This window comes from Iodobacter violaceini (assembly GCF_011601265.1).
GTDB lineage: Bacteria > Pseudomonadota > Gammaproteobacteria > Burkholderiales > Chitinibacteraceae > Iodobacter > Iodobacter violaceini.
In genome coordinates, this window is sequence record NZ_JAAOLX010000004.1 from 282,618 (window position 1) to 297,623 (window position 15,006).

The 15,006-nt window shown below is 51.2% G+C and carries 13 protein-coding genes; 5 read left to right on the forward strand and 8 right to left on the reverse strand.

Annotated features, from left to right (window positions below; translation table 11 throughout):
- Positions 1–40: 40 nt before the first annotated feature.
- From HA050_RS09630 to HA050_RS09640, 3 genes are all read right to left on the reverse strand, one after another.
- Entirely contained in the window at positions 41–1,237 is a 1,197-nt protein-coding gene (locus tag HA050_RS09630; protein WP_166825124.1) for a cell division protein ZipA C-terminal FtsZ-binding domain-containing protein, read from the reverse strand.
- A gap of 958 nt (positions 1,238–2,195) precedes the next feature.
- On the reverse strand, positions 2,196–3,134 hold the full coding sequence (locus HA050_RS09635) for a DUF808 domain-containing protein (RefSeq protein ID WP_166825127.1): 939 nt from the start codon (positions 3,132–3,134) through the stop codon (positions 2,196–2,198).
- 30 nt (positions 3,135–3,164) lie between these two features.
- A complete protein-coding gene (locus tag HA050_RS09640) occupies positions 3,165–4,031 on the reverse strand; it encodes an MBL fold metallo-hydrolase (protein WP_166825129.1) in 867 nt (288 codons plus the stop codon).
- A gap of 85 nt (positions 4,032–4,116) precedes the next feature.
- Between HA050_RS09640 and HA050_RS09645 the strand changes: the two genes are divergently transcribed.
- The 4 genes from HA050_RS09645 to HA050_RS09660 are packed head-to-tail and all read left to right on the forward strand — an operon-like array spanning position 4,117 to position 6,980.
- Complete coding sequence (locus HA050_RS09645) at positions 4,117–4,449, forward strand: ArsR/SmtB family transcription factor (RefSeq protein ID WP_205836382.1); 333 nt, start codon at positions 4,117–4,119, stop codon at positions 4,447–4,449.
- A complete protein-coding gene (locus tag HA050_RS09650) occupies positions 4,439–4,864 on the forward strand; it encodes a YeeE/YedE family protein (RefSeq protein ID WP_166825132.1) in 426 nt (141 codons plus the stop codon). Before HA050_RS09645 ends, HA050_RS09650 begins: the two co-directional genes overlap by 11 nt.
- An 8-nt stretch (positions 4,865–4,872) precedes the next feature.
- A complete protein-coding gene (locus tag HA050_RS09655; RefSeq protein ID WP_166825134.1) occupies positions 4,873–5,289 on the forward strand; it encodes a DUF6691 family protein in 417 nt (138 codons plus the stop codon).
- Complete coding sequence (locus HA050_RS09660) at positions 5,286–6,980, forward strand: SulP family inorganic anion transporter (protein ID WP_166825136.1); 1,695 nt, start codon at positions 5,286–5,288, stop codon at positions 6,978–6,980. The genes HA050_RS09655 and HA050_RS09660 overlap by 4 nt, the downstream gene beginning before the upstream one ends.
- Positions 6,981–7,151: 171 nt before the next feature.
- Here HA050_RS09660 and motD read toward each other — a convergent pair whose 3' ends face one another.
- From motD to HA050_RS09685, 5 genes are all read right to left on the reverse strand, one after another.
- Positions 7,152–7,964 carry a flagellar motor protein MotD gene (gene motD, locus HA050_RS09665; RefSeq protein WP_166825139.1) on the reverse strand — a complete coding sequence of 271 codons (813 nt, stop codon included), beginning with the start codon at positions 7,962–7,964 and terminating at the stop codon, positions 7,152–7,154.
- 87 nt (positions 7,965–8,051) lie between these two features.
- Positions 8,052–8,984 carry a S49 family peptidase gene (locus tag HA050_RS09670; protein ID WP_099398459.1) on the reverse strand — a complete coding sequence of 311 codons (933 nt, stop codon included), beginning with the start codon at positions 8,982–8,984 and terminating at the stop codon, positions 8,052–8,054.
- Positions 8,977–9,333: a Rieske (2Fe-2S) protein gene (locus HA050_RS09675; protein WP_166825142.1), complete on the reverse strand. Its 357-nt coding sequence runs from the start codon at positions 9,331–9,333 to the stop codon at positions 8,977–8,979. Before HA050_RS09675 ends, HA050_RS09670 begins: the two co-directional genes overlap by 8 nt.
- Positions 9,326–9,982, reverse strand: a complete 657-nt coding sequence (locus HA050_RS09680; protein WP_166825145.1) for an HAD-IA family hydrolase — start codon at positions 9,980–9,982, stop codon at positions 9,326–9,328. The genes HA050_RS09675 and HA050_RS09680 overlap by 8 nt, the downstream gene beginning before the upstream one ends.
- The gene (locus HA050_RS09685; RefSeq protein WP_166825148.1) at positions 9,975–10,931 is read right to left on the reverse strand and encodes an RluA family pseudouridine synthase; all 957 of its coding nucleotides are present in this window, start codon (positions 10,929–10,931) and stop codon (positions 9,975–9,977) included. The genes HA050_RS09680 and HA050_RS09685 overlap by 8 nt, the downstream gene beginning before the upstream one ends.
- A gap of 778 nt (positions 10,932–11,709) precedes the next feature.
- Between HA050_RS09685 and HA050_RS09690 the strand changes: the two genes are divergently transcribed.
- Complete coding sequence (locus tag HA050_RS09690; protein WP_166825150.1) at positions 11,710–14,712, forward strand: Rne/Rng family ribonuclease; 3,003 nt, start codon at positions 11,710–11,712, stop codon at positions 14,710–14,712.
- The last annotated feature ends 294 nt before the right edge of the window (positions 14,713–15,006 follow it).

Here is a 15,006-nt window from a genome sequence, read left to right on the forward strand (position 1 = left end):
GCATTGTTGTAAAACTTCTCACCCACACTACAAACAGCGGTCAGGCAAACAAACGTAACGCAGCTACCGAACCTGGCGCAATGCCTCTGTCATCCATTTTTGCGTACAAAACACCCAACTGTTTACGAATATTATCCAGGCTTGCCTCAGTTAAAGGCTTGCCATTATCGTCAACCAGTTCACCAGAAAGCGCAACAGACAGATGCTGGGCAAATTCGGCAAAGTAATCAAACACTGAAACACCACCTGCCACCCTTGGCACATCAAACAACAGGGTTAGGCCGTTAGATGTATTTCCCAGCGGCGAATGATCGTGATTAGACAATGTAAACAATGTTTTGCCTGAATCACTGCGGTAGTGGAATGCGCCTTCAGGGCTGCGAACCAAACCTGCATTTTCTGCCAGCAAACGAACCCGCTCCATTGGAAACGGACGGCTGGCAGCCATAACATTCAGGCCGATCAGCACATCAACCCCGGCACAAAACTCGTCCAGATTCGCTGCAGCATTTAGCTTGGCCGAACGCTGAGGAAAAGTAACAACCGCCTCGTGCTCATCTGCAAATTGTTGCACTGACATGCAAAACGCATTGAGCTGCTCAGCGCTTAACGCGCCCTGACGATCAGCCAGCTGCAAGCCAACCTTTAATTCTTTGTAGCGGGAACGCGACCCGGGCACACAGGCCTCCCAGCGGCGATCCTGTAAAAGCCCCATCACCTGTACGCGCTTAGAGCCCCTGAACACAGGAAGTTCAAGTGCAGCAATGGGCTCGATTGCATGAATTTCTGCTACAAAATCCAGCGCCGGATCAAGCAAGCTACTGGTGAGTGCATCATGATCGTCGCCCACTGGCGCGGCGGGCTGAACAGGAACTTCCGGCAAAATGGTTACAGGGGCCGGCGCCGGTGCAGGTGCAGGTGGTGCAACCCTGGGCTCTGCATACGCAGCAGGGGCAGGCTGCACAGGTAAATCATCTTCTTCAAACGCTGGTTCTGCAAATTGTGGCTCATAGCGATCAACTACAGGCTCGGCGCGCTCCAGCGAAGGCTCCATGCGGGCAGCTTCACCGCTTCGAACCATGTTTTTAGGCACATCAAGCAGCGCATCGCTTTCATTACGCGCAAATGCTTTTGAAGCCTGCTTACGATAGCGATATTCCTGCCACCAATTGAAGGCATAGACAGTGGCGACAATCACGCCACCCACAATCAGCGATCCTAGTTGCAAATCGGTCATTCTTATGGTCTCTTGGCAGATCGATCAATCATCGGCTATCCCATTTCTTTATGCAGGCTATTAATCGCATAGCAAAAACGGACAAACCAAACACTTATCGCTCTGGCCTATTATTCAGTGTTAATTAGGTACGCAGCCAGTGAAAACACCCCAGCCGCAACACGCTGCTTTCACAAACACCACCAGCACCATTCTGCTTCAAACCCAAGGATAAGAAAGCAGAGGTCCGGATGTTTGTTTTAACTTATATCGCCTGCACCCCTATCCATCCATTGCTCATGCAGCACAAAAAACACGCGGCTCCGCAAAATGGGGATAAAGCCTGAAGCAAAAGAGTAAGGATACCAGACTTAAGAGACTCAGTACCCCCTTCAAGCCCCATCGTAGCTCATTTTCACCGTACTTTTTACCCATACACGGCCGCATTATTTGCACCAAAACCCAGACAGCTGCACTCAATGAACCAGAAACGCCTGACAACACCGGCATTTAAATGAATGGCTGCTGATTTAATGACTGATTGCAATCCAGAGGACACAAGCTGATTCGGAAAGAATTAAACCATTACAATCAGTGTGTTATAAATCAATTTTGAGCCGCAGGCACCATAAACAATGCATTTTATTTAAGAGCCCCGCTCAGATCACCTAAGCATCTGCTGCGGCAATTCAATACTTCAGCGGTTCCTAATTAAAATAATGACACAGAAACGTAAACAATTAAAAATACCAGCCAGATGAGGCTCAGCCCGCAAAAAACCCAACAATCCATTTACTTCAGCAAGGTAATCGGCAAGCCCTAGCCAGCATTATGTTACACAGCCGCACAACGACAATATAAGACATAAGCCCCGGCCAGCAAATGAAAAAAATATTGCATTTAATTAATCAGAGCCCATTTCACTTTTAGAAAATGCTTATACAACACAGGCAATCATGCAATTAAATGCTCTATATAATCAAATCCTTTTTTTGAAAACCACAGATATCAGCATAAATAATCCAAGCAATACAGCGCCCGCCAGCACACCTGCCACTGCATTTAAAACAGAGGGCAATATTGCAGACAACAGCCAATCCACACCCGGCACCTGAGCCCCCGCTTCTGCCCAGTGATGAATCAAATCATGAGCGGGTGTAAAGCCATGAGTCAAAATCCCGCCACCCACCATAAACATCGCAATTGTGCCCACGATGGTCAGCGTTTTCATCAGGTAAGGCGCACCCAATAAACAAACCGTGCCCAGCTTGTGCTGCAAATGCGCCAGCCCACCCTGCCCCTGCTTTTTACAAAGAGCCAGGCCAATATCGTCCAGCCTGACAATCCCGGCCACAAGGCCATAAACGCCCACGGTCATCACCAGCGCAATTAAAGCCAGCACGGTGAGCTGTGATAAAAATGACGCAGTGGCAACGGTCCCTAATGAAATCACGATAATTTCTGCTGAGAGTACAAAATCAGTGCGAATAGCCCCCTTTATCTTGTCTTTTTCATAAGCAACTAAATCAACCACCCCCCCATCATCTGCTGCGGTGTGCGAAGCCTCAGCCACCTCAGCGTGGTGTAAAAAAGGGTGAGCCAGCTTTTCAAAGCCTTCAAAGCAAAGATAGGCACCGCCCAGCATAAGAAGTGGCGTAATCAGCCCCGGCGCTACCGCACTGATTGCCAGCGCAGCCGGCACCAGAATGAGCTTATTTATCAGTGAGCCCTTTGCCACAGCCCAGACCACAGGCAGCTCACGCTCGGCCCGCACTCCGGAGACTTGCTCGGCATTCAGCGCCAAATCGTCCCCTAAGACACCTGCTGTTTTTTTGGCGGCTACTTTGGTCATCAGGGCGACATCATCTAAAACAGCAGCAATATCATCAAGCAATACTAAAAGACTGGTTCCGGCCATTGGGCACTATCTCGTTTGTTTAAAGTGAAATTACAAAACATTCAGGGGTATTTTTATGTAGCGCTGTCCATCTGCCTCAGCCGGAGGAAAGCTGCCTGCCCGAATATTGATTTGAATCGAAGGTAAAATCAATTGTGGCATATCGAGCGTTTTATCTCTTGCCAGCCGCATCGCAATAAACTCAGCCTTGCTGATACCCTGGTGCACATGAATATTACCCTTACGCTGATCGGCAATGCTGCTTTGCCATGCCACGGCAGAACGCCCTGCGGGTACATAATCATGGCAGACAAACACACGGGTTGTGTCTGGCAGCGCCAGCAGCTGCTGAATAGAGTCGTAAAGCAAGGCCGCATCGCCCCCTGGGAAATCACAACGCGCAGAGCCCACATCCGGCATAAACAGGGTATCGCCCACAAACAAAGCATCACCTATCAAAAAAGCGATGTCCGCAGGGGTATGGCCAGGCACAAATAAAACTTCGGCGTTTAATGCGCCAATCTGAAACACATCCCCAGCCGCAAATAAAACATCAAACTGACTACCATCCACGGCAAAATCCGCTTCCATGCCAAAGACCGGTTTAAAAATACCCTGTACCTGATTGATGTGCTGGCCAATCGCTATTTTCCCGCCCAGCTTATCTTTTAAGTATGCAGCAGCTGACAGATGATCTGCGTGGGCATGCGTTTCAAGAATCCAATCTACTGATAAATCATTATCCCTGACAAACTCAACCAATTTGTCTGCGCTTACACAGGATGTGCGCCCGGATTTGGCATCGTAATCCAGCACCGTATCGATCAGAGCGGCATGCCCTCCCTGCTGATCAAACACGATATAGCTGATGGTTGAGGTGTTCGGGTCATAAAAAGCTTCAACTTGAGGTTGTTGCATTTTTCTTGCTCCACAATAATTATGTTTGCAAATATTATATATAAAACTATAATGTGTCAAAATACGAACCACCAGTGAACACATCATGACACCACAACAAATTCTTGCTATGCGCCAGTCTGCACATGGCGCAACCCGTATTTTAAAAGTAATGGCCAATGAAGACCGCCTGCTGCTGCTCTGTCAGATGGTTGACAGCGAAAAATGCGTTTCTGATTTTGAAACCCTGCTCGATATTCGCCAGCCTACGCTCTCACAACAGCTTACGGTTTTGCGCAAAGAGGGCTTGGTCAATACACGCCGGGAGGGCAAACGGATTTATTACAGCCTTGCCAGTGCCGATGTACAGCAATTACTGGAAGTGCTCTACACCCTTTACTGCCCGATTGAAACCCTGGAGACACCTGATGCAAATTGACTGGATTCATTTCACACCATGGAGCGCCCTGCTTGGCGGTGCACTACTTGGTCTTGCCAGTGGCTTACTCGCCCTGCTGGCCGGAAAAATTGCAGGCATCAGCGGTATTCTAGGCGGTTTACTCAGCGCTTCTGCAGATATGGCATGGCGTGTTTTTTTCTTGGTTGGCATGCTGCTTACCCCCCTGCTTTGGCTTGCCTTTAAAACCCCCGCTGAGATTCAAATCAGTGCCAGCACACCGGCCATTATCGTTGCCGGATTATTAGTGGGCACAGGCACGCGCTATGGCAGTGGCTGCACCAGCGGCCACGGAGTTTGCGGCTTATCCCGCTTCTCGATCCGCTCTCTCGCCGCGGTTGCCAGCTTTATGGGCGCAGGCTTTATCACCGTATTTCTTACCCACCACCTGCTCTGAGAGATCAAATGCTCAAGATAATTGCTTTATTTGCCGGGCTGCTGTTCAGCCTTGGACTGATTATTTCTGGCATGGTTAACCCGACCAAAGTGATTGGCTTTCTTGATTTAACCGGTCACTGGGATCCAAGCCTCGCGCTGGTCATGGCAGGCGCCATTGCAACTGCCACTCCCTTTTTTATTTGGGCCAAAACCCGCAGGCAAACCTTGCTGACCCATGAAAAAATGGCTTTGCCAGACAGCAAGATCATTGATCGCCCGCTGATTGCAGGCAGCATTCTTTTTGGCATGGGCTGGGGGCTGGCTGGCATTTGCCCGGGCCCCGGCCTTGTTGCGCTTGCCATGGGCGAAGTGAAGGCGTTTATCTTTGTTGTATCCATGCTTATTGGCATGTTTATTTTTAATCTGATCCCCAAAAAGCCATGAAAGCCACCCAATCCCTGGCAAAGTTTTTTCCGATTTTGCAATGGCTGCCTCAGTACCAGAAAAAAACTTTTGCCGGAGATTTAAGCGCCAGCCTGATTGTTGCTGTGCTTCTTATTCCACAAAGCCTGGCCTACGCCTTGCTGGCGGGCCTGCCGCCGCAAGCCGGAATTTATGCCAGTATTTTACCGCTGGTGGTTTATGCATTTTTTGCCAGCAGCATGGTGCAATCGGTCGGCCCCATGGCCATCAGCGCAGTGATGACGGCCAGCGCCCTAGCCCCGCTGGCCGTCATGGGTTCAGCAGAATACAGCGCACTGGCCGCCAGCCTTGCCCTGCTCTCAGGCTTGTTTTTAGCCGCCCTTGGCTTGCTGAGGCTCGGCTTTATAACGCAACTTCTTTCCCACCCCGTGATTAACGGCTTTACCAGCGGCGCCGCCATCCTGATCATCATTGGGCAAACCACCCCACTGCTTGGCGCGCAGGACCATACGCTGCTGCACGTCATCATACATCAGCCCCATCACCTTCTTTTTGGCCTGACTTGCCTTGCTTTACTCTGGCTGCTGGGGCAGCCACTCAACACCCTGCTGCTGAATAAAAAAGTACCGCATGCCCAGCTGATTGCAAAACTCAGCCCGCTGTTTCTGATACTGCTGATCACCGCCGCAGTACACGGCTTAAACATCCAAACGCGCTTAATTGGCCCATTTCCAGGCCAGTTGCCTGCATTTGCCTGGCCAGATCTTCATCCGGATCAGCTCGCCCGGCTCTGGCTGCCTGCCATCACCATTGGTTTAGCTGGCTTTTTGCAAAGCATCACCATTGCTCAAAGTCTGGCGCTCAAAGCCAGGCGAAATATTGACAGCAATCAGGAGCTGATTGGTTTAGGTGCCGCCAATATTGCAGCTGCAGCAAGCGGCGGGTTTCCTGTGAGCGGCGGGTTTTCCCGCACTGCCGTCAATGCCGCTTCGGGCGCACATACCCCTCTGGCGGGTGTAATGACTGCAGCATGGATTGCTCTGGCGGCACACTGGTTCAGCGATTACTTAGCGCTCCTGCCGCAAGCACTGTTAGCCGCCACCATTATTCTGGTAGCCATTCGCCTGATTGATTTTGATTTTCTGATTCGCAGCTGGCGTTATGACTGGCGTGACGGGGCTGCTTTTATCAGCACAGCCATCGCTGTTTTACTTTTAGGCGCCATGCAGGGCATTGTGGCCGGGACAGGGGTATCGCTCATTCTGTTTTTATACCGCAGCAGCCAGCCGCATATCGCCGTCGTCGGCCGGATTGCGGGCACAGAGCATTTTAGAAACATCAACCGTTTTACCACCCAAACCTGTCCGGCCGTTGTGGCCATCCGAATTGATGAAAGCCTTTATTTTGGCAATAGCGCAAAAATACAGGCTGAACTCATCCAAATTCTTGCCCAGGCACCTGCCGCGAAACATCTGCTGCTTATTCTGTCTGCGGTCAACAGTATTGATTACAGTGCCATGCAGGCGATCAGCCTCCTGCAAGAAAACCTGCGGGTGCGGCAAATTAAAATCCATCTGGCCGAAGTAAAAGGCCCTGTTATGGATCATTTGCGCCGCAGTGAAATGCTGAGCACGCTGGACGGGGAAGTATTTCTCAGCGCCCACTTAGCCATGCAGACCTTAAGCGGAGTGAGTGAGGATTTTTCGATTTAAACAGACAGCCCCAGCCTCAGATCTTCAAACACAGAGCTAAACGGGGGCACAACAAACAGAAAGGCAAGCGCCATAATCCCTCGGGATATTCCTGGCGTACTGTCTTTAAACTTTGTGCTCTCTGTGCCTGCAGATCTTTTTAACGGGAGAGGCCTTACTGATGAGTTTGGTTTATTTAGGCGCAGCAGGAGCGGGGGCAGGCTTGGTTTCATTCCCCGGTGGCAGTACTGCTACTTCGTCTTTATTATCAGCAAGAATATTCAAGGTCACCCTGCGATTGCTGGCCCGGCCTTCCGGGGTGTCATTACTGCCTTGCGGCCGAAATTCACCATAGCCTATTGCCACAAGTCGCTGCGGCGCTACGCCTACATCAACAAATAAACGCACCACGCTGGCGGCACGGGCTGCAGATAATTCCCAGTTGGAAGGAAACTGCCCGGAGCGCATGGCCTGATTATCCGTATTGCCTTCGATCTGAATCAGGTTATCCGTATTCTTAACCATTTCAGCCACCGCAATCAGCGCTGTGGCCGATTCAGTATGTAAATCTGCCTTGGCAGTATCAAACAAAACTGAATCGCTGATTTCTACCGCAATACCCCGCTTGGACTGAGTTACACGCACCTTGCCCTGATCAATCAAAGTACCCAGCGATTTTTTTAAATCACCAGCCATGCCCTGCATTTTTTGTGTCTGCTCAAGCACTTTAGGGCTGGGCGAAGGGACAGATACTGCTGTCAGCACCACAAGCTTATCCGGCACACCTGCAACAGGCTGGTTTTGTTTGATCACTTCTTTGCTGGTTGGTGTTTGCTTGAATGCATCCACCATCGAATTTGACAACACCTTATATTTGCCTTCATTCACCGATGAAATAGCGTACATCACCACAAAAAAAGCAAATAGCAGGGTAATAAAATCTGCATAAGACACCAACCAGCGCTCATGATTATCATGTTCCTCGTGCCTGCGCTTGCGTGCCATGCTGAGCCCCTTTTCAAGATAAAAGGCGGGCACACTGCTGTACCCACCTGCACAAGCCAATATTTTAAAACCAGTCTTGTCTGCCTTTTACTTTAGTTGCAGATTAAATTCTGAAACCAGCTTGTTTGCCGCAGACACCCCAATCTGGCGGGCCAGGCGGTCTGCATAACTTGGGCGGGGCGTAAAATCGACAATATCTTTCGCCTTAACCACATCACGCGCAACGCTGTCCACCGAGCCTAATGCATCAACCAGACCCATTTTGACGCTGGCTGCGCCACTCCACACCAGGCCGGAAAAGAGATCCGGGTTATCTGCCAGCTTATTACCGCGCCCAGCTTTAACCACCGCAATAAACTGCTGATGAATCTCATCCAGCATGACCTGCGCCTTATCCCGCTGCCCCTGGCTCATTGGTGAATAAGGGTCTAAAAAACCTTTGTTTGCACCTGCTGTCAGCAAACGACGCTCTACGCCCAGTTTTTCCATGACACCGCTAAAACCAAAGCCATCCATCAATACACCAATCGAGCCCACCATAGAAGCCTTATCCGCGTAGATTTTATCTGCACCTGCTGCTGCGTAATAGCAGCCGGAAGCGCATATTTCCTCAATCACCACATAAAATGGAATCTTAGGATGCAACTTTTTCAGGCGGGCAATTTCATCCGACATCATCCCAGCCTGTACCGGACTGCCACCCGGGCTGTTGGCCTGTAAAATCACCGCTTTGGTGTTTTTATCTTCAAACGCAGCAGTTAAACCTTCGATCAGAGTGGCTGCATCGGCCTCGCCCCCCGCTGAAATAGCACCCTCCAGACGCACCACGGCTGTATGCGGCCCCGCCAGCTCATCACTGGCTTTCTTACCCACCCAGCCCATCATCATGGCCAGAATCAGAATCACAATACTAAAAGTGACCAGCTTAAAAAAGATATTCCAGCGGCGGGCACTGCGTCTTTCTTTAATACCGGCATGCAGCAAACTTTGTAATTGTTCGCGTTCCCAGGATTCATTCATGCTGTGTTTTTTCCTCAATCAGGCAAACTTGGCCCGCGTATTCGCGAACCGGTAAAGAAACAAGCTTGCGGCCCGGGCAAGGGCCGCCCAGGCAAAGACCCGTATCGGGCGCATAATATGCGCCGTGTGTAGAACAAACAAGCCAGGAGCGGGAGTAATCAAAAAAATCCCCCGGATTAAAATCCAGCTCAATCGGAATATGTGCACACTCATTAATATATGCATACACCTGACCATCATACCTAAGTACGAAAGCATTCCGTTCACGCCCTCCCCACAGCAGGGTAAAGCGCTGCGCCAGGCCACGCTCTGCTAAATCCTGGCTCTGGCACAGCACCCGGTCAGGCATTTAATAAAATCCAATCTTTTAAAGCATGGAAATTATCAAAATGCGCCAACGGCTTGCATGTTAATAACTCTGGCAGTTTGTGTGCACCATAGGTGAGCGCCAAACTTTGCGTCCCCGCATTTTGTGCCAGCTGCAAATCATGCGTGGTGTCGCCAATCATCACTGCCCGGCTCCCATCCACTCCGCATTTATCCAGAATGTAATGCAGCATTGCAGGATGAGGTTTGGAAAACGCTTCATCGGCCGTGCGCGTAATTTTAAAAAACGCATCCAGCCCCGTAGACGCCAGGACCCGGTCTAAACCCGCCCTGGATTTTCCCGTTGCCACAGCCATTTGAAAGCCTGCATCAGCAAATAATGGCAGGGCATCCAGCACCCCGTCGTATAAAGCCACATCCTGATCCTGAGCTAAATAAAAGCGCCGGTACGCCCCGACAACCTCGGTAATCTGGGCAGCACTGGCTTCAGGGGCAAGATGCTGCATGGCCTCATGCATTCCGTATCCAATGACATAACGTGCTTCTTTATCTGATGGCTCAGGTAAACCAACCTCTGCAAAAGCCGATTGAATAGCACGGGCGATCGTGCCCGTGGAATCCATCAAAGTGCCATCCCAATCAAAAACCAGCAAATCAAATTGCTTAGGCATGCGTTTTCTCAAGTTTGTCGATATACGATTGTAATTCGGGCGGCAAAGGCGCTTCCAGCTCTAATGATTTACCTGTAACAGGGTGATCAACCACCAGGCGCCATGCATGCAGAAACATGCGCCGCAACCCTTGCTTTGGCAAGATTTTATTTAAAGCAAAGTCACCGTATTTCTCATCGCCCAGAATAGGATGCTCGCTTGCAGCAAGGTGCACCCGAATCTGATGAGTGCGCCCTGTTTTAAGCTCGCATTCCAGCAAGGAACAATCTTTCCAGACCTGACGGCGATTCACAACCGTATGCGAAATCTTACCTTCGGGCGAAACACGCACACGACGCTCACCCTCGGCAGTGTTGTATTTCAACAAAGAAAATTTGACATGGCTGCGTGGATTTTCCCACACACCTTTCACCAAAGCCAAATATCGCTTATCAATCCGGTGATTATCACGCAAGGCATCCTGCAAAGCAGTCAGCGCAGAGCGCTTTTTGGCCACCATCAGAATGCCCGACGTTTCTCTGTCCAGCCTGTGCACTAATTCCAGAAATTTAGCTTGCGGCCGCTGAGCGCGAATCAGCTCAATCAGACCAAAGCTGACACCCGAGCCACCATGAACCGCAAGCCCTGCAGGTTTATTTAAAATTAAAATGGCATCATCTTCAAAGATGATGGGGATATCAATACGGTGCGAAGCCGCCACAGCTGGCGTGGCATCAGGCTTTTCTGCAACACGGACCGGCGGCAAGCGTAAAACATCACCGGCAGCGATGCGATACGTTACATCACTGCGGCCCTTATTTACGCGAACTTCACCGCTGCGCACAATACGATAAACATGACTTTTGGGTACGCCCTTGAGGTGTTTTAACAAAAAATTATCCAGCCTTTGGCCGGCATCTTCTTCATCCACGGTCAGGAACGTGACGGATGCTTTGCTACTGCCCTTCATCTTGACTTATACTCTCCGCACGCCACAACCCAGAAGGTTGCGGCAGGTTGGCCGGTGCGATAAAAACGCAACGGCAACGATTACCGCAAGGGCTTGTTTTGATAAGGGACTTTTTAACAGCCCCCTCAGGACAAGCACTGCGCAAGGTGGCCAAGGCCACTTTTAGATCCCGCTCTTAAAGCAATACTGCAAGACGATACAGCCGGCGATTACCTTCCCGCCGTAGAGAAATATGCTCTGCCCCTCCCAACTGGCACAAAAAGCCAGTCTTAGCAAAACTGGGAGCGCGAGCGCGGGGCTCGCCTGTCTGCCGTCAAGCTGATGCAACAAGTTCCGGGAAGCGGTTATCTCGCTCACCGCAAAAAGCAGCGATGGTAATTGATTTATATATATAAAGCACTCATCGGATTCTTATTAGCGTACTGGCCTACTTTTACAGAAAAACAAGTAAAAACGCCGGTATGGTACGTTCGGCAGCTAGTCACCATTGTAATGGCCGCAAAAAAAAGGTGAGAGAAGAATAAAAACCAGCAAGAAACCGAATCCAGATCCTTGTTTAAATCATTGCTTAACAAGGATTTTAGGCCGATTTCCAAGCCCAGGTATAAACTTCACCGCCCTTTTGCTGGCCGCTGTAAATAATTGCATGGAAACAGCCTAACTCCCCCAGCGCCATCAATATGATGCGGGCACTTATTAACCGCCTGCGTTCAGGCAGTTACACTGGGCATGCCAGAACCTAATTCCTGCCGCGTGAGTGCGTGCCGGAGTCTTTTTTATGAAACGTATGTTATTTAACGCAACGCAGGCTGAAGAGCTGCGCGTTGCGATTGTTGATGGTCAGAAGCTGGTCGACCTCGACATTGAAACCGTTGGTAAAGAACAGCGGAAATCCAATATCTACAAGGGTGTGATTACCCGCGTAGAGCCTAGCCTTGAAGCCTGCTTCATTGATTACGGCTGCGATCGCCATGGCTTTTTGCCGTTTAAGGAAGTCGCCCGCGCCTACCTGAATGACAATGGCGACGGCAATGGCCGCCCGCGTATCGGTGATTCTCTTAAAGAAGGTCAGGAACTGATCGTTCAGGTAGAGAAAGACGAGCGTGGCAATAAAGGCGCAGCCCTGACGACCTATATCAGCCTTGCTGGCCGTTATTTGGTACTGATGCCAAACAACCCGCGTGGTGGTGGTGTTTCCCGCCGCATCGAGGGTGAAGAGCGTAACGAGCTTCGCGCCGTTCTTGATCAGCTGGAAACGCCAAACGGCATGAGCCTGATTGCCCGCACTGCCGCCATTGGCCGCAATGCCGAAGAATTACAGTGGGATTTAAACTACCTATTGCAACTCTGGCGTGCAGTTGAAGGCGCGGCTTCTACCCAGACTGGCGCTTTCCTGATTTATCAGGAATCCAGCCTGGTCATCCGTGCAATCCGCGATTACTTCCAGCCTGAAATCGGCGAACTCCTGATCGACAAGCTCGATATTTATGAGCAGGCACGCCAGTTTATGAGCCATGTAATGCCGGCCAATGTAAACCGCGTGAAGTTCTATCAGGATGACGTACCGCTGTTCTCACGCTTCCAGATCGAACATCAGATCGAAACCGCCTTTGCCCGCGAAGTGAATCTGCCATCCGGCGGCGCGATTGTAATCGATAAAACCGAAGCGCTTTATTCTATCGACGTAAACTCGGCCCGCTCCACCAAAGGTGCCGATATCGAAGAAACCGCATTGCGCACCAATATGGAAGCCGCTGACGAAATCGCCCGTCAGATGCGTTTACGTGACGTGGGTGGTTTGATCGTGATCGATTTTATCGACATGGAAAACCCAAAGAATCAGCGCGAAGTAGAAAACCGCCTGCGTGACGCCCTGCATCACGACCGTGCCCGTGTTCAAACCGGCAAAATCAGCCGCTTTGGCCTGATGGAATTATCCCGCCAGCGCCTGCAGCCTTCATTAGAAGAAACCAGCCATATCGCTTGCCCGCGCTGCCACGGCACCGGCTTTACACGCGGCATCGAATCTTCTGCACTCAATATCCTGCGGATTATTCAAGAAGAATCAATGAAGGAAAACACCGGTGCAATTCATGCACAGGTGCCGGTTGATGTTGCGACCTTCCTGCTCAATGAAAAACGTGCCGAAATTTTTGCACTTGAAGCACGCCTGAAAGTCAGTGTGGTACTGATTCCAAATACCCATCTGGAAACACCCAACTACAATCTGTCGCGCCTGCGTCACGAAGACATTGGCAACAATGAAGACGTTATTCCTTCCTACAAAATGGTTGACCAGCCAAGTGAAACCGGCTACCAGCCAGGCAAGGTGAAAGAAGAGCAAACCAAGCGCCAGGAAGCCATGGTGAAGGGTATTACGCCTGACCAGCCAGCGCCAATCTCTGCCCGTGATCGTATAGCCGCACCGAGCGACACCGTTGCTGCCCCATCACTGTGGAAAAAACTGCTGACATGGTTCCAGGGTGAGCCTGCTGCTCCGGTTGAGCCACCAAAACCTGTAGCTGCCGCTCGTCCGCAAAACAACTCGCGCAACCGCAATGATCGTGGCCAGCGCCCGCCGCGTGAGCCACGTGAAGGCCAGGCACCACGCGCAGAGCGTCCTGCCCGTAATGAAGAAGCACCTGCACAGGCACGTCGCGGCAGTGGCAAACCTCGCATCGAAGAAGACTTGCAAAAGAGCCGTGAAAATCGTGAAGCGCGTGAAAACCGCGAGCCACGTGAACGGAACGAGCGCAATGATCGCACTGAACGCAGCGAAGCCCCGGCAGAACAACGCCCGCGTAACGAGCGTCCGCCACGGCCACGTCAGGAACGTCAGCCACGTAAAGAAGCCGCTGCTGCAAGTAATACTGAAGCGTTGTTAAATGCACCTGTAGCAGAAAACAACACGGATGAAGCCAGCGAGCAGCAACGCAGCCGCCGCCGTCGCAGCCGCCGTGGCGAGCGTCGTGGTGAACGTGTTGAAACCAGCGGAGCAGAAGCAGCCTTCACAGCCATTGATGCACCAGCACACGGCTTTGTGGCTTCAGCCCCTGCACCAGCGCCCGTTGTGAGCACACCCACCCCGGCTCCGGTACATGCTCCGGTTGTAAATGTTGCGCCTGCTGCTCCTGTCGTAAATATTGCACCAGTGGAAGTTGCAGCTGTACCAGTAGCGCCTGCTGTTGCTGAAGCGGCTCCTGTTGCCCCGGTTGTTGTACCTGCAGCGGTCATCCCTGCCGCACCGGTGCTTGCTCCGGCCCCTGTTGCTCCGGCGGCAGAAGCCATTGCAACCCCAGCGCCTGCGCCAGTGGTTGTAAGCACACCTGCACCTGTTGTCGCTGCTGAGCCTGTTGCTGCGCCAGCACCGGTTGCAGCTCCTGCGGCTCCTGTTGTTACAGTCACCCCGGCTGAGCCAGCGCCTGTTGTACCTGCGCCTGTAACGCCTGCTGCACCAGCACCAGCACCCGCATTACAAATTGGCACACCTGAAGCCGCAGGACTGGTCATGGTTGCTACCCGCAACCTGCCGGCAGCGGCCGAAGAGCCGGTTGTTGTGGCACCAGTGCGCCGCCGCCGCCGCGATGTGCAAGCTGCAAACACACAGCTGGTAAACGAAACACCGATGCTTCAGCAAGTTGAAACACAAGCAGCAGGTAATACGGAAGCAGCAGCGAAACCGGTAGCAGATGCACCCCGTGCGCCGCGCCGTGATGCAGCGGTGCCCGCAAGTGATCACACTGCAGAGCCTTTAGTTCAGGTTCAAACCAAGCAGTTTTAATCAGACCTGAAATAAGCCTGCCCAAAGCCACCGGATCATCTCCGGTGGCTTTTTTATTTCTGTAAACAACAGTCTGTCTATTCTTGCCCTGCCAACAATCAACCCAGAACGAGCAATATCCTTTTCTAAATCAATGCTTATCCCCGCCATTCCCCAAGGTTTAAACCTCATACCAATGAAGTAGCCTTAAATAAATCCCACGCTCCTGATTTACAGAACAAAAGCCCTATCCTCCTGTTTTAAAAAATGAATAAAGCATTCAAAACAATGACAATTAAATAGCAGCGGGCTTAT